Raw genomic sequence first — 22,991 nt, forward strand, 5'->3', positions numbered from 1 at the left:
GATCCAGATTCACTGAAGATCAAATGTGGGAGCGAGCCTGCTCGCGAATGGCCACACCGCGATTCAAACCCTTCAACCTCTGGAAACCGGCAACGGCGCAAACAACGCTTCGATATCACCCTGTTCCAGTTTGAATCCACCCGTCGTGCCACCCTCCAGTACCGCCCCGGCCAGCGCCGCTTTCTCCTGCTGCAACGCCTGGATCTTCTCTTCGACGGTGCCTTTGGCAATCAACTTGTAGACGAACACCGGATTGTTCTGCCCGATCCGGTACGCCCGATCAGTCGCCTGATTCTCCACCGCCGGGTTCCACCACGGATCGAAGTGAATCACCGTGTCCGCCGCCGTCAGGTTCAGACCAGTGCCCCCGGCCTTGAGGCTGATCAGGAACAACGGCACCTTGCCGCCCTGGAAATCCCTCACCGGCGTGCGCCGATCGGTGGTGTCGCCGGTCAGCAACGAGTAGCCAAGCCCGCGTTGCTGCAATTCCTGCTCGATCAGCGCCAGCATCGAGGTGAACTGCGAGAACAGCAGAATGCGCCGACCTTCGCCGAGCAATTCTTCAAGCATCTCCATCAGGCTGATCAGCTTGCCGCTGCCCGAGCGCAACGCCTTCGCCGTCAGCGGCATATTGACCAGGCGCAGATCGCAGCAGACCTGGCGCAGTTTGAGCAGCGCATCGAGGATGATGATCTGACTGCGCGCCACGCCGCTGCGGGCGATTTCGTCGCGGACCTTTTTGTCCATCGCCACACGCACCGTCTCATAGACGTCGCGCTGACCATCGCTGAGTTCGACCCAATGAATGATCTCGGTTTTCGGTGGCAACTCGGTGGCGACCTGATCCTTCTTGCGCCGCAGCAAAAACGGCTTGATGCGCGCGGTCAGGTGCTGCATGCGCTGGACATTGCCGTGCTTCTCGATCGGCGTGCGGTAATCGCGGTTGAAGGATTTGCTGTCGCCGAGCCAGCCGGGCATGAGGAAATGGAACTGTGACCACAGCTCACCGAGGTGGTTTTCCAGCGGCGTACCGCTCAGACACAAGCGCTGACGGGCCTGCAAGTCACGGGCGGCCTGGGCGGCTTTGCTCAGCGGGTTCTTGATGTTCTGCGCCTCGTCGAGAATCAGCACGCTCCACGACTGCGGCTGCAAGATTTCCAGATCCCTGGGCAGCAATGCGTAAGTGGTCAGCACCAAGTCGTATTCGCCCAGATTGGCAAAGTCCTTTTGCCGCCCGGTGCCGTGCAGCGCCAGGACTTTCAACTGCGGCGTGAAGCGCTCGGCTTCGTCGAGCCAGTTGGGAATCAGGCTGGTGGGCATCACCGCCAATGCCGGACAGTCCAGACGCCCGGCGTGTTTCTCCGTGAGCAGATGCGCCAGGGTCTGCAGGGTTTTACCCAGGCCCATGTCATCGCCCAAAATGCCGCCGACCTCCAGCTCGCGCAGGGTCTGCATCCAGTTCAGGCCTTCGAGCTGATACGGGCGCAGTTGCGCATTGAGGCCGGCCGGCGCAGCAACCTGGGCGTGGCTGGAATTCTGCAGACGCTTGGCAAAAGTGCGCAGACGTTCGCCGCCCTGCCAATCCAGCGGCACGCCATCGAGCATACTCAGACGCGCGGCGTCTGGAGCGGTCAAGCGCAGCGCATCACCCTGATGGCCGCCCAGGTACAGCTCGCCCAGCGTCGCCATCAGCGGTTTGACCCGACTCAGCGGCAACGCGACTTTGGCGCCCGCCGGCTCGCCAAAACCGCTGGGCTTGAGCTCGATCAGGAGTTTTTCATCATCGCTGCGCTGCGCCAGATTGACCGGGTCGAGCAAGCGCGGCTGGGTTCGCAACAGGTGCAGAAGGATCGGCAGCAAGCTGTAGCGCTCGCCGTTGACGACGATACCCAACTGCAGATCAAACCACTGATGCGTGGCCTCTTCTTCGACCTCGGCGTACCACTGTTCAACCGGTTGTACATCGAAATGGAAACCGGGACTGATCTCGATTTTCCAGTCTGCGGCGCGCAGTGTGGCCAGCCCTTCGTGCATGAACCCGAGCCAGGCGGAATCATCCGGCAAGGTAAACATCTCGCCAGGACGATCCATTGCACTCTTGCGCGTGGCTTTCTTGAAGCCATGTTTTTGCAGGTTCTGGCGCAGCTTCTTTTCCAGCGCCGGTTGACGCTGAATGCGCTGGGTTTCGCTGCCGTTGAGGATCATCACTTCCGGGTTGCGATCCACCGCCGGATGACCGTTGTAGGTAAACAGCAGAGCGGCGCGGTGCTCCAGCACATATTCCCAGCGCGAGCGTTCTCGGCCGCTGACCAGGGTCAGTTGCGGCTGCGGCAGCACGTCATCGATGATCCGTTCGGTGAGTTTGTGCGGTGGCGCAATTTGGGTCGCCGCGCTCATGCGATGGCTGAACTGCATGGCCTGACGCGCCGGAATATCTGGCGCCTGGGTCAAATGACAGGCGAGTTTTTCTTCCAGCTCAGTGAACAGCGGGCCAACCTGGCGCTGCTCGCGATCAAGATAATAAAGCGGCTCCAGCGCCAGCACGGTTTCCTGCGCGGCTTCGGCACTGCTCCATTGCGCGCGGAATCCGCCGTCAGCCTGCTCGGCCCAAGAGAACTGACCGACGCGTTTCGCCCCCGGTGTCAGCGCTCGCAGGTCTTCGAAGTCGAGGAACAGCCGCGAGGTGCGCAGGAGCATTTCCAGCAGTTCGGCACCACTGCTGCCTTCCAGCGGATAGCCGCTGTAATAGGCGTGATGGGAATGCATGGCGACCAACAGCCGGGCGATGCGCAGATCCAGCTCGGACAGGTAGCCGGGCTGGCGCATGAGCATTTCCGCGAGCGAGTACATCGGTTTGACTTCGCGTAACTCGCCGCTCTTGAGCTGGTAGACCTTGAAAATATCCAGCAGCCACTTGCCGTTCGCAGACGTCGGTTTGAGCTTGTAAAACAGACGCGTACCTGCGGTTTGCGCACTTTCTTCAGCGGGCTTGGCCGGCACGGGAATTGTCGAAAGCCAATGCTCCAGCGCTCGTCCCAACGGGGTCTGCGCGTCACTTCCAGACGCATCCTCGCCAGTGCCCAGCAGGTGATAGAGCACCGCTGCGCTGTGCTTGCAGTCCAGTGCAACCGGACAGCTGCACAGACATCGCAAGCTAACCGATCCCAACCGATCTTCTGACAGGTAAATGGTTTGCTCATACGCCTGAAGTTGCGATCCGACGCAGAACGCCTCTATCTTCCTGTCATCGATCTCGAGGATCTCGACCCGGTCATCGGCGGCATAAGCGCGGGCCTTGGCCAACGCCTTGCTACTGAATGCGTGGGTCCATGTCAGCCCTTTAAGCCGCTCGATGAAAATGCTCATGGACAGTCCTTAGCTGGCCAGCACCCGGGCCAACGTTGATTTCACCTTGCCCATGCCATCGTGCAGGGCCTGCTCGATTTCAGCCATGGTGATGACTTCGGTGGTCTTGCCGGCTGCCGGATTCACCACCAGCGCCAGACAGGCGTAATCCAGATCCAGCTCACGGGCAAGCGCCGCTTCCGGCATGCCGGTCATGCCGACGATGTCGCAGCCGTCACGCTCCAGTCGCACGATCTCGGCGACCGTTTCCAGACGCGGTCCCTGTGTGCAGGCGTACACGCCTTGATCGCTGAATTCGCAGCCTTCGGCGGCGACCGCGGCAATCAATTGCTGACGCAACGGCTCGCTGTAGGGAAAGCTGAAATCGATGTGGGTGACGTGTTGCAGATCATCGGCGAAATAGGTGTGCTCGCGCCCGCTGGTGTAGTCGACGATCTGGTGCGGCACGCAGAAATGCCCGGTGCCCATGTCCGGATGAATCCCGCCCACTGCATTCACGGCGATGATCGCTTCGGCACCCGCCTGCTTCAGCGCCCACAGATTGGCGCGGTAGTTGACCTTGTGCGGCGGGAAACGATGCGGGTGACCGTGACGGGCGAGGAACAACACTTCCTTGCCGGCGTACTCACCAATCTGCACCTCGGCCGAAGGCGCGCCGTACGGGGTGTCGACTGCCAGCGACTGGCGAATGCTCAGGCCTTCGAGCTGAGTCAGGCCAGTGCCACCGATGATTGCGTAAACGGTCATAACGAAAAATCCTTACTCGATCAGTTGAGCGTCTTTGAGCGCGCCGAGGGCGGTGAGCCAACGCGGGTCCTGACGATAATCGGTGCTGGCGAAGGCCTGCCCGCGCATCTTCGCGATGCGCGCGGAAGGCTTGACCTTCATACGCTGGGCGGCACTCAACGCCAGCTCGGCTGCCGCGCGGTCGTTGCACACCAGCCCCATGTCGCAGCCAGCAGTGAGTGCGGCCTCAATGCGGCTGGCAGCGTCGCCGACCACGTGGGCGCCGGCCATCGACAGATCATCGCTGAAGATCACGCCCTCAAACTGCAATTCGCCGCGCAGGATGTCTTGCAGCCAGCGTCGGGAGAAACCGGCGGGCTGCGAGTCGACTTGCGGATAGATGACGTGGGCCGGCATGACGGCGGCCAGTTGTTTGCTGAGTTTGGCGAAGGGCACCAGGTCGTTGGCGCGGATCTCGTCGAGACTGCGCTCGTCGTTCGGGATCGCCACGTGGGAGTCGGCTTCCGCCCAGCCGTGGCCTGGGAAATGTTTGCCGGTGGCGGCCATGCCGGCGCTGTTCATGCCGCGAATGAATGCACCGGCGAGCAAGGCTGCGCGTTCGGGATCGCCTTCGAATGAACGGGTACCGACCACAGCGCTGCGCTGATAGTCCAAGTCCAGCACCGGGGCGAAACTCAGGTCGAGCCCGACTGCCAGCACTTCGGTGGCCATGATCCAGCCGCATTGCTCGGCGAGATACTCTGCATTCGGGTTATCGGCGATGGCGCGCATGGCCGGCAGACGGACGAAACCCCGACGCAAGCGCTGCACGCGCCCGCCCTCCTGATCTACCGCCAGCAAAAGATCCGGGCGAATCGCGCGGATCGCGGCGCTGAGTTCGCGCACCTGGCGTGGATGCTCGATATTGCGGGCGAAAATGATCAGGCCGCCCACTTCGGGCTGACGCAACAATTGGCGATCTTCGGCCGTCAGCCAGGTACCGGCGACGTCCACCATCAACGAGCCTTGCAGGCCAGCAGTCATAGAGATTCCTTGAAAACGAAAAACCCGATCTGCTTGCATTCGCTACCGTGGGCAATGCCCGGACGGTCAGCAGAATTCATGCAGATCGGGTTCAGTACGAGAGTCGGCATGGCCGGCTAGCTTAGCGGATACCAGCTGCCGCGCCCACCCGTGCGCGGTCAAACCTTGGCGGCGACCGGCATGGATTTGCTGCGCGGACGCAATTGCGCACTGGCCATGGCTGTATCGGTGACGCCGGTTTCGGCGCGCATGCCGGCAGCGAGGAACGGCACCATCAGGCGCATCACTTGTTCGATGGAGGTATTGACGCCGAAATCGGTCTCGGCAATCGCGCGCAAGGCCTTGATCCCGGACATGCTGAACGCAGCGGCGCCAAGCATGAAGTGCACGCGCCAGAACAGTTCGATCGGCGGAATGCGTGGCGCCGCTTCATTGACCAGCAGCATGTAGCGGCGAAACACCTTGCCGTACATGTCTTCCAGATAACGCCGCAAGTGGCCCTGGCTCTGGCTGAACGCGAGGCCGAGCAAACGCATGAAGATCGACAGATCGTTACCGCTGCGGGGCTGCACGACGAGCGCCTGCTCGACGAGAATTTCCAGCAACTCCTCAAGGGTCGGCTTGTTCTCAGGCTTGGCCTGACGGCGCTCCAGCTCTTTATCGAGGCTCACGCAGAACGGACCGAGAAAGCGCGAGAATACCGCCTGGATCAGCGCCTTTTTCGAGCCGAAGTGATAATTCACCGCAGCCAGATTGACGCCAGCCTTGCTGGTGATCAAACGCAATGAGGTTTCAGCGAATCCTTTCTCCGCGAACAACTGCTCGGCAGCATCAAGAATGCGTTCAACGGTTTCCGACTGGGCCATGGCTACTCCGCCTGACAAACACTTGTTTGAAACATACGTTTCAGCCTGTGCCTTGTCAAGCCTGCCGGTTCGTTTTGGGAATGGTCGGTCAGCTATTTAACCACACAAGGCGCCAGCATTAATAAGTGCCCTGCGCGACCGCTCGGCGGGCGGCAAAAAAACGCCCATTGCCAAGACCGCTTCACTGTATATAATCCCAGTCACTGTATAAAAAGACAGAGCGATCAATATGCTAAAGCTGACGCCACGCCAAGCCGAGATTCTGGCCTTCATCAAACGTTGCCTCGAAGACAACGGCTATCCGCCCACCCGTGCGGAAATCGCTCAGGAACTGGGTTTCAAATCGCCAAATGCGGCGGAAGAACATCTCAAGGCCCTCGCCCGCAAGGGCGCGATCGAGATGACCCCGGGCGCTTCCCGCGGCATCCGTATTCCCGGCTTCGAAGCCAAGGCCGACGATTCCACCCTGCCGATCATTGGCCGAGTGGCTGCCGGCGCGCCGATCCTCGCCCAGCAGCACATCGAAGAATCCTGCAACATCAACCCGACCTTCTTCCATCCTCGCGCCGACTACCTGTTGCGTGTGCACGGCATGAGCATGAAGGACATCGGTATCTTCGACGGCGACCTGCTGGCAGTGCATACCACCCGCGAAGCGCGTAACGGTCAGGTTGTGGTTGCCCGCATCGGCGACGAAGTGACGGTCAAACGCTTCAAGCGTGAAGGCAGCAAAGTCTGGCTGATCGCTGAAAACCCCGAGTTCGCCCCTATCGAAGTCGACCTGAAAGATCAGGAACTGGTGATCGAAGGCTTGAGTGTCGGCGTCATTCGCCGCTAAAGGAGGCTCCATGCAGTTCCCACACACACCTCAGCAAACACAACTGCCTTTGTTTGAAGCGTTTCTGGCGCAGCCGATAGCGCCGATCCTCAAAGACGTGGTCGAGCGTGACTGGAACGCCAAACCTGACGCCTTCAGTGAGCTATCACTGCGCGGTGCGGCCGGGAACTGCCTGAACCTGCTCGCCCCGATCCTGCGTGAGCTCAGCGAGGATCAGGATGCTCGCTGGCTGACGCTGATCGCCCCACCCGCCAGTCTGACGCAAACCTGGCTGCGCGATGCCGGCCTGAATCGCGAACGCATTCTTCTGCTGCAACCGCGCGGCACTCAAAGTGCTCAGCAACTGGCGTGCGAAGCGTTGCGACTGGGTCGCAGCCACACCGTGGTGACATGGCTAAACCCGTTGAATGCCAATTCGCGGCAGCAACTGATCAGCGCCGCGCGTACGGGCGAAGCTCAGAGCCTGAACATTCGTTTGGGTTGATTGATTGGTAATGCGCGCTGTGTGAAGCGCAGGGCTTCTCCAAGGACAGAGAAGCCGATCTGAAGCGCAAGCGACCGAGCAAAGGCCAAAGCGTGAATCAATGAAGAACCCGCGGCCCCTCTTCCTTATCAAACTCGCCTTCAACCATACGACCCGCCATCTGCACGCCAACGCTCAACATCGCTTTGGCAATTTCAACGTGCTGGCCCTGCAGGAACGCTTTGGCATCCTCGGAGAAATCCAGCGTCACCAGAGAACCTTCGTCCTCAGCCCTGCGCAGTTCGATTCGGCCGTCTGGTAACTCGACAATTTCTAGAAAGGACGTTGGCATATAGGTCTGTTCTCCACGAAAGGCAGCGATTATATAGACATCATTCGAGCTTCGCTCAGGATCTTGACCAGCAGCATGTTTCAGATTGCCACTGCGCCAAACTACCTCAGCACTCGTTCAAGCCTTCCCGGAAACGCAGGGCAAGGCCCTTGAGGTTCTGCCGCCAGCTCTCCAGCTCATCTCGACTGAGCTCTTCTGGCGCCTCTTCTTCATCAAGATTAATCGCTTGAATCAGCGGCTGCGTCACATCGCCTTTCGGCTTGCGTGGCGCCCTCGGTGGCTGAAACAGTGCTGCGTGCGCCGCCAGCAGTTTCGCCAGCCAGGTTTCCGGATTACCGGCCAGCTCGACCATTTCCGCCAGCTCCGGGATCGCTATCGATTCCAGCACTTCGCGCCTCAGCAACTCCTCCGCCCTCGGCGAATTGGCCTGCGGCAGACGATAAAAGCCAGCGATCTCATGACACAAGCCCAGCAGCGCGCCGTATAGGTGGAACAACGCCGACTCACGCCCGGCCTGGATCAGCGCCAGAGAATTCATCGCCCGCCCTTCTTCAGCACGAGCCAGAGCTTCGAGTGACAGCCCAGCGAAATAGATCTTCTGGTTGGTGCGGGTATAGAGTTCGTGGGCCATGACGGCAGCCTCCACAACGAAATAATTGCTTCACACAGGCCCGGCAGTGTCATGGATCAACCAATGCCAGCGCAAGCAAAAAACAAAAAGGCCGCATGAAACCCCGAAGGTTTCATGCGGCCTTTTCGCTGTTCAGACTAACGCTTACTCAGCCTTGGCCTTTGCGCTGCGCTTGTCTTCAACAGTCCACTTGCCACCGTCGTAATACGCCTTCCAGCCTGTCGGTTTGCCATCGACTTCGGTCTGTACGTATTGCTCCTTGGTCTTGCGGCTGTAGCGGATGACCGCTGGCAGACCGTCAGGATCCTTTTGCGGAGCCTCGCACAGGAAGTGGTACTTCGGATCGATCTCGTCCTTGTGCGGCAGAATCTCGATCACCAGCGGAGCGCGAGTCTCGCGGTTTTTCGGGAACTGACTGGCGGCCAGAAACAGACCGGACGCACCATCGCGCAGGATGTAGGTGTCGTTGACCTTTTCGCATTTCAGCTCAGGCATCTTCACCGGATCCATCTTCGGCGGCGCCGCATCACCGCTCTTCAGCAGCTTGCGGGTGTTCTTGCACTCCGGGTTAGTGCAACCGAAGAACTTGCCGAAACGGCCGGTCTTGAGCTGCATCTCGCTGCCGCACTTGTCGCATTCCAGACTCGGACCTTCATAGCCCTTGATGCGATAGCTGCCTTCTTCGATTTCGTAACCGGCGCAATCCGGGTTGTTGCCGCAGATGTGCAACTTGCGCTTTTCGTCCAGCAGGTAGGCGTCCATCGCCGTGCTGCAGATCGGGCAGCGATGCTTGCCGCGCAGTACCAGCGATTCCGATTCGCCCTCGTCGTCCGCGGCGATTTCATCGCCCGGCACCAGGTTGACGGTAGCCTTGCAGCGCTCTTTCGGCGGCAGGCTGTAGCCCGAGCAGCCGAGGAACACGCCAGTCGATGCGGTACGAATCTGCATCGGACGACCGCACGTGGTGCACGGAATGTCAGTCATGACCGGCTGGTTGGCGCGCATGCCGCTGTCCGGGTTTTCCGCTACTTCGAGTTTCTTCTTGAAGTCGCCGTAGAACTCGTCCAGCACGTTTTTCCAGTCGCGCTCGCCCTGCGCCACGTCATCGAGGTTCTCTTCCATGCCGGCGGTGAAGCCGTAGTCCATGAGATTGGAGAAGCTCTCGGACAGACGCTCGGTGACGATGTCGCCCATCTTTTCCGAGTAGAAACGACGGTTGTGCAGGGTCACATAACCGCGATCCTGAATGGTCGAAATGATCGCAGCGTAGGTCGAAGGACGACCGATGCCGCGCTTTTCCATCTCCTTGACCAGACTGGCCTCGGAGTAACGCGCCGGTGGCTTGGTGAAATGCTGCGACGGATCGAGCTTGATCAGCTTCATCACATCGCCCTGGGCCATGTCAGGCAGCACGTCATCATCGCCAGGCTTGGCAATCTGCGGCATCACCCGGGTGTAACCGTCGAACTTGAGGATACGGCCCTTGGCGCGCAGCTCGAAGTCGCCAGCGCCGACGCTGACGGTGGTCGACAGGTACTGCGCCGGCAGCATCTGGCAGGCGAGGAATTGGCGCCAGATCAGCTCGTACAGACGCTCGGCATCACGCTCCATGCCCGCCAGCTTGCTTGGCGTAGTGTTGGCGTCGGACGGACGAATCGCTTCGTGAGCCTCTTGCGCGCCTTCCTTGCTGCTGTAGACGTTCGGCGTTTCCGGCAGGTACTTCTTGCCGAACTCGTCTTCGATGTAAGTGCGCGCCATCGCCACGGCGTCGGCCGAGAGATTGGTCGAGTCGGTACGCATGTAAGTGATGTAGCCGGCTTCGTACAGACGCTGGGCCATCATCATGGTTTTCTTCACGCCGAAACCAAGGCGGTTGCTCGCAGCCTGCTGCAAGGTCGACGTGATGAACGGCGCCGACGGCTTGCTGCTGGTCGGTTTGTCTTCGCGCTTGACGATGCTGTAGCTGGAGGACTTGAGCTTCTCCAGCGCAGCCATGGCCTGGGCTTCGTTCAGCGGCTTGAAGGCTTCGCCTTTTTCGCGAGCCACTTCGAAACGCACGGTCGAGCCTTTGGTGGTGCCGAGATCGGCATGCACTTCCCAGTATTCTTCGGGATTGAACGCACGGATTTCGCGCTCACGCTCGACCACCAGTTTCACAGCAACCGATTGCACGCGCCCGGCAGACAGACCACGGGCGATCTTGGCCCACAGCAGCGGCGATACCATGTAGCCGACGACGCGGTCGAGGAAACGACGCGCCTGCTGGGCGTTGACACGATCAATGTCCAGCTCGCCCGGCTCGGAGAAGGCTTCCTGAATCGCCTTCTTGGTGATTTCGTTGAACACCACACGCTTGTAACGGCTGTCATCACCACCGATGGCTTCGCGCAGGTGCCAGGCAATGGCTTCCCCCTCGCGATCCAAGTCGGTTGCGAGATAGATGGTGTCAGCATCCTTGGCGAGCCGGCGCAGCTCTTCGATGACCTTTTCTTTGCCCGGGAGGATCTCGTACTGGGCTTTCCAGCCGTGTTCGGGATCGACGCCCATGCGCGAGACCAGCTGCTTGCGCGCTTTCTCTTTCGGCGAGAGCACCGGACCTTCGCCCGCAGCAGCCTTGCCGCGCTTGGCGGCTGGCTCTTTGCTGGCGCTAGCCGAACCGCTGGTGGGCAGGTCTCGGATATGGCCGATACTCGACTTCACCACGTATTGGTTACCCAGATACTTGTTGATGGTCTTGGCCTTAGCCGGGGATTCCACAATGACCAGCGATTTGCCCATGGATCAGAAAATTCCTGAATTCTAGAAGTGAAAGGCGGTTGGCGCCTGACGCGGCACCGCTATATATAGTTGATACAAGGTGAGGTCAAGCGCAGGGTTGTCTGCGCAGTCGCCTCATGCCTTGTCAAAAAGGCTCGGTTCGGCTTGCACCAAAGCAAAGCGCGGCACCTGCTCGCCGTCAACCTCGACCGACTCGACGAACATGCTCAGCGGGCGCACCCAAAAACCGTAATCGCCATACAGGGCTTGGTAAAAGACCACTTCTTCTTCGGTTTCGGAATGCCGCGCAATACTGAATACACGGTATTGCGGACCTTTGTAATGTTGGTAGAGCCCAGGTTGTATCGGCATGCTTCGGCCCTCACTGAAATCTTTTCAAAAATAAATAAAAAACCCAAAACAAAAACCGGGGCACTGGGCCCCGGCTTCCATCGACGAGACGCTTAAACGCGTTCGAAGACGGTGGAGATGCCTTGGCCGAGACCAATGCACATAGTGGCCACCCCGAAGGTGCCGCTATTCTGCTTCATCACGTTCAGCAGGGTGCCGGAAATACGTGCACCGGAGCAACCGAACGGGTGACCCAGGGCGATCGCGCCGCCGTGCAGGTTAACCTTCTCGTTCATCTTGTCGAGCACTTTCAGATCTTTCAGCACTGGCAAGGCCTGTGCGGCGAAAGCTTCGTTGAGCTCGAAGAAGTCGATATCGTTAATGCCAAGGCCCGCACGCTTCAGGGCTTTTTGTGTCGCCGGCACTGGACCATAGCCCATGATCGCCGGGTCCACACCCGCTACTGCCATCGAACGGATCACCGCCATCGGCTGGATACCCAGGTCCTGTGCACGCTGCGCCGACATCACGATCATGCACGAAGCACCATCGGTGATCTGCGACGAAGTACCGGCAGTCACGGTGCCGCCTTTCGGATTGAATGCCGGCTTGAGCGCCGCCAGACTTTCCAGGGTGGTTTCCGGACGAATGGTTTCATCGTAGTCGTACAGTTTCAGGAAACCGTTCTCGTCGTAACCCTGCATCGGGATGATTTCGTCCTTGAACTTGCCTTCCACGGTTGCCTTGTGGGCCAACTGGTGGGAACGCACGCCAAAGGCATCCTGTTGCTCACGAGTGATGCCGTGCATCTTGCCAAGCATTTCAGCGGTCAGGCCCATCATGCCCGAGGCTTTCGCCGCGTACAGCGACATGTGCGGGTTCGGATCGACACCATGCATCATGCTTACGTGGCCCATGTGCTCGACGCCGCCGACCACGAACACGTCACCGTTGCCGGTCATGATCGCTTGCGCAGCAGTGTGCAGCGCGCTCATCGAGGAGCCACACAGACGGCTGACGGTCTGGCCGGCCGAGGTGTGCGGGATCTGGGTCATCAGCGACGCCATGCGCGCGATGTTCCAGCCCTGCTCCAGGGTCTGGTTGACGCAGCCCCAGATCACGTCCTCGACTTCCGCCGGGTCGACTTTGCTGTTGCGTTCCAGCAGTTTGCTGATCAGGTGCGCCGACATATCTTCGGCGCGGGTGTTGCGGTGCATGCCGCCCTTGGAGCGGCCCATCGGAGTACGACCGAAGTCGACAATCACGACGTCTCTAGGATTCAAGCTCATAAGTTCACTCTCACTCTAGTTGGGGGCGCTTAACCGAAGAAGCTCTGGCCGTTCTTGGCCATTTCGCGCAGCTTCGCGGTCGGGTGGTACAGCGCGCCCAAATCAGCGTACTGGTCAGCCAGGGCAACGAACTCGGCAACACCGATCGAATCGATGTAGCGCAGCGCACCGCCACGGAATGGAGGGAAACCGATACCGTAGACCAGACCCATGTCGGCTTCGGCGGCGGTTTCAACGATGCCGTCTTCCAGGCAACGCACGGTTTCCAGGCACAGCGGGATCATCATCCAGTTGATGATGTCTTCGTCAGTGACTTCGCGCTGCTCGTAAACGATCGGCTTGAGCACTTCGAGTACCGACGGATCGGCGACTTTCTTCTGCTTGCCTTTCTTGTCGGCCTCGTAGGCGTAGAAGCCCTTGCCGTTCTTCTGGCCCAGGCGTTTGGCTTCGTACAGCACGTCAATGGCCGAACGACGGTCATCCTTCATGCGATCCGGGAAACCTTCAGCCATGACGTCGCGACCGTGGTGACCGGTGTCAATGCCGACCACGTCCATCAGGTACGCAGGGCCCATCGGCCAGCCGAATTTTTCCATGACTTTGTCGATGCGGACGAAGTCGACACCGGCGCTGACCAGCTTGGCGAAACCGCCGAAGTACGGGAACAGCACGCGGTTGACCAGGAAGCCGGGGCAGTCATTGACGACAATCGGGTTCTTGCCCATTTTCTTCGCATAGGCAACGGTGGTAGCGATCGCCAGTTCGCTGGACTTCTCGCCACGGATCACTTCCACCAGCGGCATCATGTGCACCGGGTTGAAGAAGTGCATGCCGACGAAGTTTTCCGGACGCTTGAGGGCCTTGGCCAGCAGGCTGATGGAAATGGTCGAGGTGTTGGACGCGAGGATGGTGTCCTCTTTGACCTTGTCTTCGACTTCAGCCAGCACCGCTTGCTTGACCTTCGGATTCTCGACCACAGCTTCGACGACCAGATCGACGTGACCGAAGTCGCCGTACGACAGCGTCGGACGAATGCCGTTGAGCACTTCAGCCATCTTCGCAGCGGTCATGCGACCCTTGTCAACGCGGCCGACCAGCAGCTTGGCGGCTTCGGCCAGACCCTGCTCGATACCGTGCTCGTTGATGTCCTTCATCAGGATTGGCGTGCCTTTGGAGGCCGACTGATAGGCGATACCGCCACCCATGATGCCGGCGCCCAGAACGGCAGCCTGCTTCACGTCTTTTGCGATTTCGTCGTAGGCCTTGGCCTTCTTCTTCAGTTCCTGATCGTTCAGGAACAGGCCGATCAGGCTCTGCGCAGCAGAGGTCTTGGCCAGTTTGACGAAGCCTGCAGCTTCCACTTCCAGTGCCTTGTCGCGACCGAAGTTCGCGGCTTTCTGGATGGTCTTGATCGCTTCAACCGGCGCCGGGTAATTCGGGCCGGCCTGGCCAGCCACGAAACCTTTGGCGGTTTCGAAAGCCATCATTTGTTCAATGGCGTTCAACTTGAGTTTTTCAAGTTTCGGCTGACGCTTGGCCTTGTAATCGAACTCGCCGGAGATGGCGCGCTTGATCAGCTCAAGGGCAGCTTCCTGCAATTTTTCAGGGGCGACTACGGCGTCGACGGCGCTGACTTTCAGCGCGTCTTCCGGGCGGTTTTCCTTGCCGGCGGCAATCCACTCGATGGCGTTGTCGACACCGATCAGGCGCGGGAGACGCACGGTACCGCCGAAGCCCGGGTAGATGCCCAGTTTGACTTCCGGCAGACCAATCTTGGCCTTGGTGGACATGACGCGATAGTCAGCCGCCAGGCACATTTCCAGACCGCCACCGAGGGCGATGCCGTTGATGGCCGCGACGGTTGGCACGTTGAGGTCTTCGAAATCGCTGAAGATCTTGTTGGCTTCGAGATTGCCAGCAACCAGCTCGGCATCCGGCAGCTTGAAGTTGTCGACAAATTCGGTGATGTCGGCGCCGACGATGAATACGTCCTTGCCGCTGCTGACGATCACGCCCTTGATCGAAGCATCTGCCTTGATGGTGTCTACGGCCTGACGCAGTTCGTTCAGGGTTAGACGGTTGAACTTGTTGACGGACTCACCCTTGAGGTCGAATTTCAATTCGACGATGCCACTTTCAAGAGCTTTAACCGTGATGGCTTTACCTTCGTAAATCATCAACTGATCTCCACGATATGGAAGCTGAACAGTACACGTCGGACGCAGGCTTATGGCTCAGAAGGACGCTTTGCTCGTCGATTACTGACACCGTCCGCCTGGCACACCCGCCAACGCGATAGTCGGGATTCTGTAGGAGCAGTCTGTAAGACAAACGCTCAATTCATACGCCCGTTTGATTCGGGTACGTCACCTTCACGGAATTTCTGACAATTGTCAATCGCCCTAAATTCGGGCTGAAATGCGACTTTGCAGTCATTTCTGCACCATGATGAGCAGCAACACCCGTCTCGATGTTGAGCCATTCATAGAATCAATAGTTAGAAAAGTCGCCCTAATTTCCGCCGAGCCCTGTTCAGAAGGCTACGCTGGGGGGACTGCGAGGAAATTTGCCGGGGCGATCGAAGCGCCTGCCGCAAAAAAAGATTACCGGCCTGCCTGGCCAACCCGCCCGACGAATCATGTCGGGCTTTTTATTGCTCGTCTGCCAGACCTTCCACACCGTTGCAGTGAGAAAAGTCGCCGTTTCACGCCAGCGCTTTCAGCGTCGCGTCGATATCCTGCAGAACCGTCGCCTCGCCCTTCTCGCCCCAGTACAAGGCGATCATCTGCTTGTCCGCTTCGATTTTGAAAACATTCCCCGGCAATTTTTCGAAATAATCGAGCAGGGTCCGGTCATCGCAGACTTCTTGCCATTGATTGACCCACACGCCCGGGGTTTTCTGCCAATAGGTCCAGCACGCCGGTTGACTGCCACGTCGGGGTCGGTGGTACTGGGCGCAGGGATTCGGCGGCTCCGGCAGCAGCCAGTGCGGCCACTCCTGCGGCGCCAGCTGCATCGCCAGGCCGATGCGTCGCGCCTCCATGCGCAAGGCCATGCGCCCGCTCTGCGTGCGCGATGGGCGCAACCATGCCAGTGGACTTAAAACTACCAGCAGGATTGACACCACCAGCCAGACCGTCATATCTGTACTCCCGATTTTTGATGAGCCCATTGTGTCACTTGCGAACCAATGCGCTTGAAACCAGCCATACTTACCAATATCGAACCCTCAGGAGGAGCACCTCATGCCCTACCACCACATACTGGTCGCCGTAGATCTGACCGAAGAGTGCGACCCTGTGATCCACCGCGCCCGCGAGCTGTCGGTGAGCAACGCTGCCAAGTTGTCGCTGGTGCATATCGTTGAACCAATGGCCATGGCCTTCGGTGGCGACGTGCCGATGGACCTGTCACAACTGCAACAACAGCAGTTCGATCAGGCCAAGGAGCGTCTTGAAAAACTCAAATCGAAATATCCAGAGCTTGAAGGCGCCAATTGCCATCTGACCTACGGCCAGCCCCGCCAGGAAATCCATCATTTTGCCAAGGAACAAGCGTGCGATCTGATCGTGGTCGGCAGTCACGGCCGTCATGGCCTGGCACTGCTGCTCGGCTCGACCGCGAATGACGTGCTGCACGGCGCACCTTGCGATGTACTGGCGGTGCACCTGGTCAAACGTTGATCGGTCTTGCTCTTTGTGGGAGCGAGCCTGCTCGCGAATACGTCGGCACATTCAATATGAGTGCTGCCTGACACACCGCTTTCGCGAGCAGGCTCGCTCCCACAGGTGACCTGCTCCCGCCTGTAGATCGCGCTACATATGAAAAGCCCGGCGCTCATCACTGAGCGCCGGGCTTTTTCACATCAGCAGCAATCAGGCATCCAGCTCGGCCCAACGCTCCACCAACGCATCCAGCTCGGCCTGCAATTGCTCCAGCGAAGCAATCACTTTGGCCGTTTCCGCCGGCGGACGCTGGTAGAAACCGGCTTCAGCCATTTCCGCCTCAACCGCGGCGATCTGCTGCTCCTTGGCGTCGATGTCGCCCGGCAAGGCTTCCAGCTCACGCTGCAGCTTGTAGCTGAGTTTCTTCTTGGCAACCGGAGCAGCAGCGGCAGGCGCAGCCACCGGAGCCGGCTCAGCGGTAACCACCGCCGAATTCAGGTCAGCCTTGCCCGACTTGCTTTCAGTCACACCCAACAGACGCGGCGAGCCGCCCTGACGGATCCAGTCCTGATAGCCGCCGACATATTCACGAACCTTGCCTTCACCTTCGAAGACCAGGGTGCTGGTCACCACGTTATCGAGGAATGCCCGGTCGTGGCTGACCATCAGCACGGTGCCGTTGAAGGTCAGCAGCACTTCTTCGAGCAGCTCGAGGGTTTCCACATCGAGGTCGTTGGTCGGTTCGTCGAGTACCAGCAGGTTCGCCGGTTTGCTGAACAGCTTCGCCAGCAAAAGACGCGCACGCTCGCCACCGGACAACGCCTTGACCGGCGTGCGTGCACGCTGCGGGCTGAACAGGAAGTCGCCGAGATAGCTCAGCACATGGCGGCTCTGCCCGTCGATGTCGATGAAGTCGCGACCTTCGGCGACGTTGTCGATCACGGTTTTTTCCAGATCCAGCTGATGGCGCAACTGGTCGAAGTAGGCGACGTCGATACGCGTGCCCTCTTCCACTTTGCCGCTGGTCGGTTGCAGACCGCTGAGCATCAGTTTCAACAGAGTGGTCTTGCCGGTACCGTTAGCGCCGAGCAAACCGATACGGTCGCCGCGCTGCAGGACCATGGAGAAATCCTTGATCAGGAACGGCCCGCCCGGATGCGCGAAGCTCACGTTCTCGAGGACCATCACCTGCTTGCCGGATTTGTCGGCGGTTTCCAGCTGGATGTTGGCCTTGCCGGTACGCTCGCGACGCTCACTGCGCTCAACGCGCAGGGCTTTCAGAGCGCGCACACGACCTTCGTTACGAGTGCGGCGGGCCTTGATGCCCTGACGGATCCACACCTCCTCCTGAGCCAGACGCTTGTCGAACAGCGCGTTGGCAGTTTCTTCAGCGGCCAGCGCGGCTTCTTTGTGCACGAGGAAACTGGCGTAGTCGCCGTTCCAGTCGATCAGGCCGCCGCGATCCAGTTCGAGGATGCGCGTGGCGAGGTTTTGCAGGAAGGAACGGTCGTGCGTGATGAACAGCACGGCGCCCTGGAAATCTTTCAGCGCTTCTTCGAGCCAGGCAATCGCACCGATGTCCAGGTGGTTGGTCGGTTCGTCGAGCAGCAACAGGTCCGGTTCGGACACGAGCGCCTGCGCCAGCAGCACGCGACGACGCCAGCCGCCGGACAACTCGGCGAGGGTCTTGTCGGCCGGCAGTTGCAGGCGGCTCAGGGTGCTGTCGACCAGCGTCTGCAAGCGCCAGCCGTCACGGGCTTCGAGGTCGTGCTGAACGTGCATCAGCTTGTCCAGATCGGCGTCGGTGACGATGTTCTGGCTCAGGTGATGGTATTCGGCGAGCAAGGCGCCTACACCGTCGAGGCCTTCAGCCACCACATCGAATACCGTCCGGTCGTCGGCCACTGGCAATTCTTGCGGCAATTCGCCGATTTTCAGACCGGGGGCACGCCACACCGAGCCGTCATCGGGCTTCTGGTCGCCCTTGACCAGTTTCATCATGCTGGACTTGCCAGTGCCGTTGCGACCGATGATGCACACCCGCTCACCACGGGCGATCTGCCAGGACACCTTGTCCAACAACGGCATAGCGCCGAACGCAAGGGACACATCGCTGAATTTGAGCAGGGTCATGAGCTTCTCCAAAAACCGGGCGCGCATTCTACCTGACTTGAGGCTTGAGCAGGCCGGCAATTTGTCTGTCGAAGCACTCTGCACAACATTTGTTGCGAACTTGTGCAGCGAGGCTCGCAAAGCTTTCGCCGCTTGCTGGCAAAAGGCTAAGCTACAGGCAATTCAGTGCGGATTTCGATCGGCACTTGTCATGATTTCTCTGCCCGGATGTCTCATGCGCAGTCGCCTTTTCAGTGTTTTGTCCTGCTTGTTTCTTACCGCCACTGCCGCTCAATCCGTCCAGGCGGTGGACCTGTCCACCCAACGCCAGTATTACGATGAAGCCAAGCGCGCCTTGGCCAAGGGTGATACCGGCCCGTATTTCCGTTACAGCCAGGCGCTGGCCGATTATCCGCTGGAGCCGTATCTGGCCTACGACGAACTGACCGCCCGCCTGAAGACGGCGAGCAACGCGGAAATCGAGAAATTCCTCGCCGAACACGGTGATTTGCCGCAGGCCAATTGGATGAAACTGCGCTGGTTGCGCTGGCTCGCCGACCGTGGCGACTGGGCGACCTTCGTCAAGTATTACGATCCGAAGCTGAATTTCACCGAACTGGACTGCCTCAACGCGCAGTACCAGATCAGCCACGACAAGAAAGCCGAAGGATATGCCAGTGCGGAAAAACTCTGGCTGACCGGCAAATCGCAACCGGCTGCGTGTGACGCGTTGTTCGGCATCTGGGCCGCCGATGGCCAGCTCACCGAGCAGAAACGCTGGGAACGCACCAAACTTGCCGCGCAGGCCCGCAACTATCCGCTGGCCAACAGTCTGATCAACGGCCTGACCACCCTCGCCCCGCGCGGTCGCTTGCTGGTCGACGTGGCGCAGAAACCCGAACTGCTCAACCAGCCGTCGCGCTTCACCCCGGCCGACGAGCCGATGTCAGACGTCGTCAGCCTCGGCTTGCGCCGCCTCGCTCGGCAGGATCCGGACAAGGCCATGGCTTTGCTCGACGGTTACGCCAGCAGCATGCATTTCTCTCGTGATGAAAAAGTCGCGATTGCTCGCGAGATCGGCCTGACCCTTGCGCGCCGCTTCGACAGCCGCGCGCTGGACGTCATGACCAAATACGATCCGGAGCTGCGCGACAACACCGTCTCGGAATGGCGCCTGCGCCTGCTGCTGCGTCTGGCACGCTGGAACGATGCCTACGAATTGACCAAACGTCTGCCGCAAGACCTGGCCACCACCAACCGTTGGCGCTACTGGCAGGCGCGCAGCCTGGAACTGGCCGAGCCAAAAAACCCGCAAGCGCTGACCCTGTACAAGAATCTGGCGCGGGAACGAGACTTCTACGGCTTCCTCGCCGCAGACCGTTCACAATCGCCTTACTCGCTGAACAACAAACCGCTGGTGCTCAGCCAGGCGCTGATCAACAAGGTCCGCAACACCCCCGGCGTACGTCGCGCGCTGGAGTTTCATGCACGCGGGCAGATCGTCGATGGGCGTCGCGAGTGGTATCACGTCAGCCGTCATTTCAACCGCGATGAAATGGTCGCCCAGGCCAAACTGGCCTACGACCTGAAATGGTACTTCCCGGCGATCCGCACCATCAGTCAGGCGCAGTACTGGGACGATCTGGACATCCGCTTCCCGATGGCGCACCGCGATACCCTCGTGCGTGAAGCCAAGGTGCGCGGCCTGCATTCGAGCTGGGTGTTCGCCATCACCCGGCAGGAAAGCGCCTTCATGGACGACGCGCGCTCCGGCGTCGGCGCCAGCGGCCTGATGCAATTGATGCCCGGCACGGCCAAGGAAACCGCGCGCAAGTTCAGCATTCCATTGGCCTCACCGCAGCAAGTGCTCGATCCGGATAAGAACATTCAGCTCGGCGCCGCTTACCTCAGCCAGGTGCACAGCCAGTTCAACGGCAACCGCGTGCTCGCCTCCGCCGCTTACAACGCCGGGCCAGGCCGCGTGCGTCAGTGGCTGCGCGGCGCTGATCACCTGAGTTTCGACGTCTGGGTGGAAAGCATCCCTTTCGACGAAACCCGTCAATACGTGCAGAACGTGTTGTCCTACTCGGTGATCTACGGGCAAAAGCTCAACTCGCCGCAACCGCTGGTGGATTGGCATGAGCGGTATTTTGATGATCAATGAGCAGGCAGCGACCGCTGGATAATGAAAAATGCCCGTATCGTGAGATACGGGCATTTTTTATGGCGGATTACTAGGTCGGTTACTGGGTCGGTTACTGGGTCGGTTCATCAGGCTGGCCATCATTAAACTGCAACGCCGCCAGCCGCGCGTACAGCGGGTTGCTGGCGATCAACTCCTGATGTGTCCCCACCGCTACCAGCTTGCCTTGATCCATCACTGCAATGCGGTCAGCGTTCTTCACCGTGGCCAGCCGGTGCGCGATGACCAACGTGGTGCGGTTTTCCATCAGCGTTGGCAGGGCCTGCTGGATCAGATGCTCGCTCTGGGCGTCGAGGGCACTAGTGGCTTCGTCCAGGAGCAGGATCGGCGCGTCTACCAGCAAGGCGCGGGCAATGGCCAGACGTTGGCGCTGACCGCCGGACAACCCGAGGCCGCCATCTCCCAGATGAGTTTGATAGCCGTCCGGCATTTGTTCGATGAAGTCGTGGGCGTGGGCAATTCGCGCAGCTTCCTTGACTTGTTCAAGCGTGGCCGTCGGGCAGCCGTAGCGGATGTTGTCCTCCACACTGCCGAAGAACAATGCAGGGGTTTGCGAGACCAGGGCGAAACAGCGGCGCAGATCCAGCGGGTCAAGGCTGGTCAGCGGCACGCCATCTAGGAGAATCTGCCCCTCGCGTGGATCGTAGAAGCGCAGCAACAAGTCGTAAACCGTGGACTTGCCCGCGCCCGACGGCCCCACCAACGCCAGGGTTTCGCCCGCCCTCACCGTCAGATTCAAGCCATCAACTGCGTAGCTTTGCGGACGCGACGGATAGGAAAAACGCACGTCGCGCAGTTCAAGTTCTCCTTTGACTCGCGCTGGCAGAGTGACCAGTCCGGTCGACGGTGGCTGGATGATGCTTTCCGAGCGCAGCAATTCTGCGATGCGTTCAGCGGCACCCGCAGCGCGTTGCAGTTCGCCGATCACTTCGCTCAGCGTGCCGAACGCGCTGCCGACAATCAGGCTGTAGAAAACGAATGCCGCCAGCTCGCCGGCCGAAATACGTCCGGCCATCACATCCATGCCGCCGACCCACAACATCACCGCCACTGCGCCAAGCACCAGCACGATCACCAAAGTAATTAACCACGCTCGCTGGAAAATCCGTTTGCGCGCGGTTTCGAACGCCTGCTCGACGGTCGAAGCGAAACGCTGCTCGTCCTGAACCTGGTGGTTGTAGGCTTGCACGGTTTTGATCTGGCCGAGGGTTTCCGACACATAGCTGCCAATGTCGGCGATACGGTCCTGGCTCTGGCGCGAGAGATTGCGCACGCGGCGGCCGAAAATCAGGATCGGCGCGATCACCAGCGGCAGTGCAATCACGACAATGCTGGTCAACTTCGGATTGGTGATGAACAGCAGCACTACACCGCCGATCACCATCAGCAGATTGCGCAGGAACAGCGAGAGCGACGAGCCGATCACCGATTGCAGCAGCGTGGTGTCAGCGGTCAGGCGCGACTGGATTTCCGAGCTGCGGTTGTCCTCATAAAAGCCCGGATGCAGATACACCAGGTGATTGAACACCTGACGGCGAATGTCGGCGACCACGCGCTCGCCTATCCACGACACCAGATAGAAACGGGCAAAGGTGCCCAGCGCCAGCCCGAGCACCAGCAACATGAAAATGCCGATGGACTGATTGAGCAGATGCGGCGAACGGGTCATGAAACCCTGGTCTACCAACAACTTGATGCCCTGCCCCATCGACAGGGTAATGCCGGCGGTGACGATCAGCGCGAGCAAAGCGCCGAAGGCATGCCAGCGGTACGGCAGGAGAAAATGACTGGTCAGGCGCAGGGCGCGCCGGTGTCGGGAAGAAAGCATGGAGATCATGGAGTTCACGTCTGCACAGATGGATCGGGCCAGCCTACAGACTCAGATGGGGTGGAACTCTGTAAATCACAATGAGTCAGGTTAAATATGCCCGGGATGTCCGGATGCTAGAAACGATTGGTCTAAGGTTGCGGTTGAGACGAGCGGTCATTTCTGTTTGAGTAGAGATGCCGCCCGCCGACAGACCGCAGGGAGTTGTCACAGCCTGGTCACGTGGCGGTTTTAACTTAGGCACACAACCTGATGAGGAGACAGGCCATGTCCTTGCAACACAGCAGCGAAGACAAGATTGAAGTGATGCGCACCAAACCCGGTCAGTCTCTGGGTTGCTCGATTATCGATGAGCAGGGCCGCGAAGTACCGATCACTGAAGACATGATCCAGGACGCTTGCCGCGAACTGGAGAAGCGATTGGTCAAGCCTGCCGAACAAGAGTGATGTAGCCACCGTCTTCCTGACCCGGCCCTGATTGGCCGGGTTTTTTATATCTG

18 protein-coding genes are annotated in these 22,991 nt (G+C 59.6%); 5 read left to right on the plus strand and 13 right to left on the minus strand.

Going from position 1 to position 22,991, the window contains the following annotated elements:
• Positions 1-72: 72 nt before the first annotated feature.
• From ACYSTU_RS20530 to ACYSTU_RS20545, 4 genes are all read right to left on the minus strand, one after another.
• Complete coding sequence (locus ACYSTU_RS20530) at positions 73-3,366, minus strand: DEAD/DEAH box helicase (RefSeq protein WP_499001288.1); 3,294 nt, start codon at positions 3,364-3,366, stop codon at positions 73-75.
• 9 nt (positions 3,367-3,375) lie between these two features.
• Positions 3,376-4,113: an S-methyl-5'-thioinosine phosphorylase gene (locus ACYSTU_RS20535; RefSeq protein WP_499001290.1), complete on the minus strand. Its 738-nt coding sequence runs from the start codon at positions 4,111-4,113 to the stop codon at positions 3,376-3,378.
• 12 nt (positions 4,114-4,125) lie between these two features.
• Positions 4,126-5,136, minus strand: coding sequence for a beta-N-acetylhexosaminidase (nagZ, locus tag ACYSTU_RS20540; protein WP_499001293.1), 1,011 nt, complete (start codon positions 5,134-5,136; stop codon positions 4,126-4,128).
• Between the two features lie 158 nt (positions 5,137-5,294).
• Positions 5,295-6,002, minus strand: a complete 708-nt coding sequence (locus tag ACYSTU_RS20545; RefSeq protein ID WP_016775489.1) for a TetR/AcrR family transcriptional regulator — start codon at positions 6,000-6,002, stop codon at positions 5,295-5,297.
• A gap of 229 nt (positions 6,003-6,231) precedes the next feature.
• Between ACYSTU_RS20545 and lexA the strand changes: the two genes are divergently transcribed.
• Both lexA and sulA read left to right on the plus strand, forming a co-directional pair.
• A complete protein-coding gene (gene lexA, locus ACYSTU_RS20550; RefSeq protein ID WP_016775490.1) occupies positions 6,232-6,840 on the plus strand; it encodes a transcriptional repressor LexA in 609 nt (202 codons plus the stop codon).
• Positions 6,841-6,850: 10 nt separating this feature from the next.
• Positions 6,851-7,324, plus strand: a complete 474-nt coding sequence (gene sulA / locus ACYSTU_RS20555; RefSeq protein WP_041477346.1) for an SOS-induced cell division inhibitor SulA — start codon at positions 6,851-6,853, stop codon at positions 7,322-7,324.
• Between the two features lie 97 nt (positions 7,325-7,421).
• Here sulA and ACYSTU_RS20560 read toward each other — a convergent pair whose 3' ends face one another.
• The 7 genes from ACYSTU_RS20560 to ACYSTU_RS20590 all read right to left on the minus strand — a co-directional run bounded on the left by ACYSTU_RS20560 (position 7,422) and on the right by ACYSTU_RS20590 (position 15,825).
• Entirely contained in the window at positions 7,422-7,655 is a 234-nt protein-coding gene (locus ACYSTU_RS20560) for a hypothetical protein (protein WP_003226592.1), read from the minus strand.
• Between the two features lie 106 nt (positions 7,656-7,761).
• Positions 7,762-8,286: a DUF6586 family protein gene (locus ACYSTU_RS20565; RefSeq protein WP_095182364.1), complete on the minus strand. Its 525-nt coding sequence runs from the start codon at positions 8,284-8,286 to the stop codon at positions 7,762-7,764.
• Between the two features lie 144 nt (positions 8,287-8,430).
• A complete protein-coding gene (gene topA / locus ACYSTU_RS20570) occupies positions 8,431-11,064 on the minus strand; it encodes a type I DNA topoisomerase (RefSeq protein ID WP_041477349.1) in 2,634 nt (877 codons plus the stop codon).
• 114 nt (positions 11,065-11,178) lie between these two features.
• Positions 11,179-11,415 carry a DUF1653 domain-containing protein gene (locus tag ACYSTU_RS20575; protein ID WP_125918335.1) on the minus strand — a complete coding sequence of 79 codons (237 nt, stop codon included), beginning with the start codon at positions 11,413-11,415 and terminating at the stop codon, positions 11,179-11,181.
• A gap of 92 nt (positions 11,416-11,507) precedes the next feature.
• On the minus strand, positions 11,508-12,683 hold the full coding sequence (gene fadA / locus ACYSTU_RS20580; RefSeq protein WP_016775495.1) for an acetyl-CoA C-acyltransferase FadA: 1,176 nt from the start codon (positions 12,681-12,683) through the stop codon (positions 11,508-11,510).
• 29 nt (positions 12,684-12,712) lie between these two features.
• On the minus strand, positions 12,713-14,860 hold the full coding sequence (gene fadB, locus ACYSTU_RS20585; RefSeq protein ID WP_024013640.1) for a fatty acid oxidation complex subunit alpha FadB: 2,148 nt from the start codon (positions 14,858-14,860) through the stop codon (positions 12,713-12,715).
• Positions 14,861-15,387: 527 nt separating this feature from the next.
• A complete protein-coding gene (locus ACYSTU_RS20590) occupies positions 15,388-15,825 on the minus strand; it encodes a hypothetical protein (protein WP_071173062.1) in 438 nt (145 codons plus the stop codon).
• Positions 15,826-15,928: 103 nt separating this feature from the next.
• Between ACYSTU_RS20590 and ACYSTU_RS20595 the strand changes: the two genes are divergently transcribed.
• Positions 15,929-16,366: a universal stress protein gene (locus tag ACYSTU_RS20595; protein WP_016775498.1), complete on the plus strand. Its 438-nt coding sequence runs from the start codon at positions 15,929-15,931 to the stop codon at positions 16,364-16,366.
• 192 nt (positions 16,367-16,558) lie between these two features.
• On the opposite strand, the gene ACYSTU_RS20600 is transcribed toward ACYSTU_RS20595, so the two are convergent.
• Complete coding sequence (locus ACYSTU_RS20600; RefSeq protein WP_039760799.1) at positions 16,559-18,481, minus strand: ATP-binding cassette domain-containing protein; 1,923 nt, start codon at positions 18,479-18,481, stop codon at positions 16,559-16,561.
• Positions 18,482-18,695: 214 nt separating this feature from the next.
• On the opposite strand from ACYSTU_RS20600, the gene ACYSTU_RS20605 reads away from it, so the two are divergent.
• Positions 18,696-20,624: a transglycosylase SLT domain-containing protein gene (locus tag ACYSTU_RS20605; RefSeq protein ID WP_476308572.1), complete on the plus strand. Its 1,929-nt coding sequence runs from the start codon at positions 18,696-18,698 to the stop codon at positions 20,622-20,624.
• A gap of 91 nt (positions 20,625-20,715) precedes the next feature.
• On the opposite strand, the gene ACYSTU_RS20610 is transcribed toward ACYSTU_RS20605, so the two are convergent.
• The gene (locus tag ACYSTU_RS20610; protein ID WP_181424967.1) at positions 20,716-22,500 is read right to left on the minus strand and encodes an ABC transporter transmembrane domain-containing protein; all 1,785 of its coding nucleotides are present in this window, start codon (positions 22,498-22,500) and stop codon (positions 20,716-20,718) included.
• A 258-nt stretch (positions 22,501-22,758) separates the two neighbouring features.
• Here ACYSTU_RS20610 and ACYSTU_RS20615 point away from each other — a divergent pair, with 258 nt between their 5' ends.
• Positions 22,759-22,938, plus strand: coding sequence for a PA1571 family protein (locus ACYSTU_RS20615; protein WP_016775501.1), 180 nt, complete (start codon positions 22,759-22,761; stop codon positions 22,936-22,938).
• Positions 22,939-22,991: the final 53 nt, after the last annotated feature.

It is taken from the genome of Pseudomonas glycinis (assembly GCF_054871425.1).

Coding starts and splice junctions, on each gene's coding strand:
- ACYSTU_RS20610 (WP_181424967.1), bottom strand. CDS start 22,500: ATGATCTCCATGCTTTCTTCCCGACACCGGCGCGCCCTGCGCCTGACC.
- lexA (WP_016775490.1), top strand. CDS start 6,232: ATGCTAAAGCTGACGCCACGCCAAGCCGAGATTCTGGCCTTCATCAAA.
- ACYSTU_RS20560 (WP_003226592.1), bottom strand. CDS start 7,655: ATGCCAACGTCCTTTCTAGAAATTGTCGAGTTACCAGACGGCCGAATC.
- ACYSTU_RS20605 (WP_476308572.1), top strand. CDS start 18,696: ATGCGCAGTCGCCTTTTCAGTGTTTTGTCCTGCTTGTTTCTTACCGCC.
- nagZ (WP_499001293.1), bottom strand. CDS start 5,136: ATGACTGCTGGCCTGCAAGGCTCGTTGATGGTGGACGTCGCCGGTACC.
- ACYSTU_RS20545 (WP_016775489.1), bottom strand. CDS start 6,002: ATGGCCCAGTCGGAAACCGTTGAACGCATTCTTGATGCTGCCGAGCAG.
- topA (WP_041477349.1), bottom strand. CDS start 11,064: ATGGGCAAATCGCTGGTCATTGTGGAATCCCCGGCTAAGGCCAAGACC.
- ACYSTU_RS20535 (WP_499001290.1), bottom strand. CDS start 4,113: ATGACCGTTTACGCAATCATCGGTGGCACTGGCCTGACTCAGCTCGAA.
- ACYSTU_RS20530 (WP_499001288.1), bottom strand. CDS start 3,366: ATGAGCATTTTCATCGAGCGGCTTAAAGGGCTGACATGGACCCACGCA.
- ACYSTU_RS20615 (WP_016775501.1), top strand. CDS start 22,759: ATGTCCTTGCAACACAGCAGCGAAGACAAGATTGAAGTGATGCGCACC.
- sulA (WP_041477346.1), top strand. CDS start 6,851: ATGCAGTTCCCACACACACCTCAGCAAACACAACTGCCTTTGTTTGAA.
- ACYSTU_RS20595 (WP_016775498.1), top strand. CDS start 15,929: ATGCCCTACCACCACATACTGGTCGCCGTAGATCTGACCGAAGAGTGC.
- fadA (WP_016775495.1), bottom strand. CDS start 12,683: ATGAGCTTGAATCCTAGAGACGTCGTGATTGTCGACTTCGGTCGTACT.
- ACYSTU_RS20575 (WP_125918335.1), bottom strand. CDS start 11,415: ATGCCGATACAACCTGGGCTCTACCAACATTACAAAGGTCCGCAATAC.
- ACYSTU_RS20590 (WP_071173062.1), bottom strand. CDS start 15,825: ATGACGGTCTGGCTGGTGGTGTCAATCCTGCTGGTAGTTTTAAGTCCA.
- ACYSTU_RS20600 (WP_039760799.1), bottom strand. CDS start 18,481: ATGACCCTGCTCAAATTCAGCGATGTGTCCCTTGCGTTCGGCGCTATG.
- ACYSTU_RS20565 (WP_095182364.1), bottom strand. CDS start 8,286: ATGGCCCACGAACTCTATACCCGCACCAACCAGAAGATCTATTTCGCT.
- fadB (WP_024013640.1), bottom strand. CDS start 14,860: ATGATTTACGAAGGTAAAGCCATCACGGTTAAAGCTCTTGAAAGTGGC.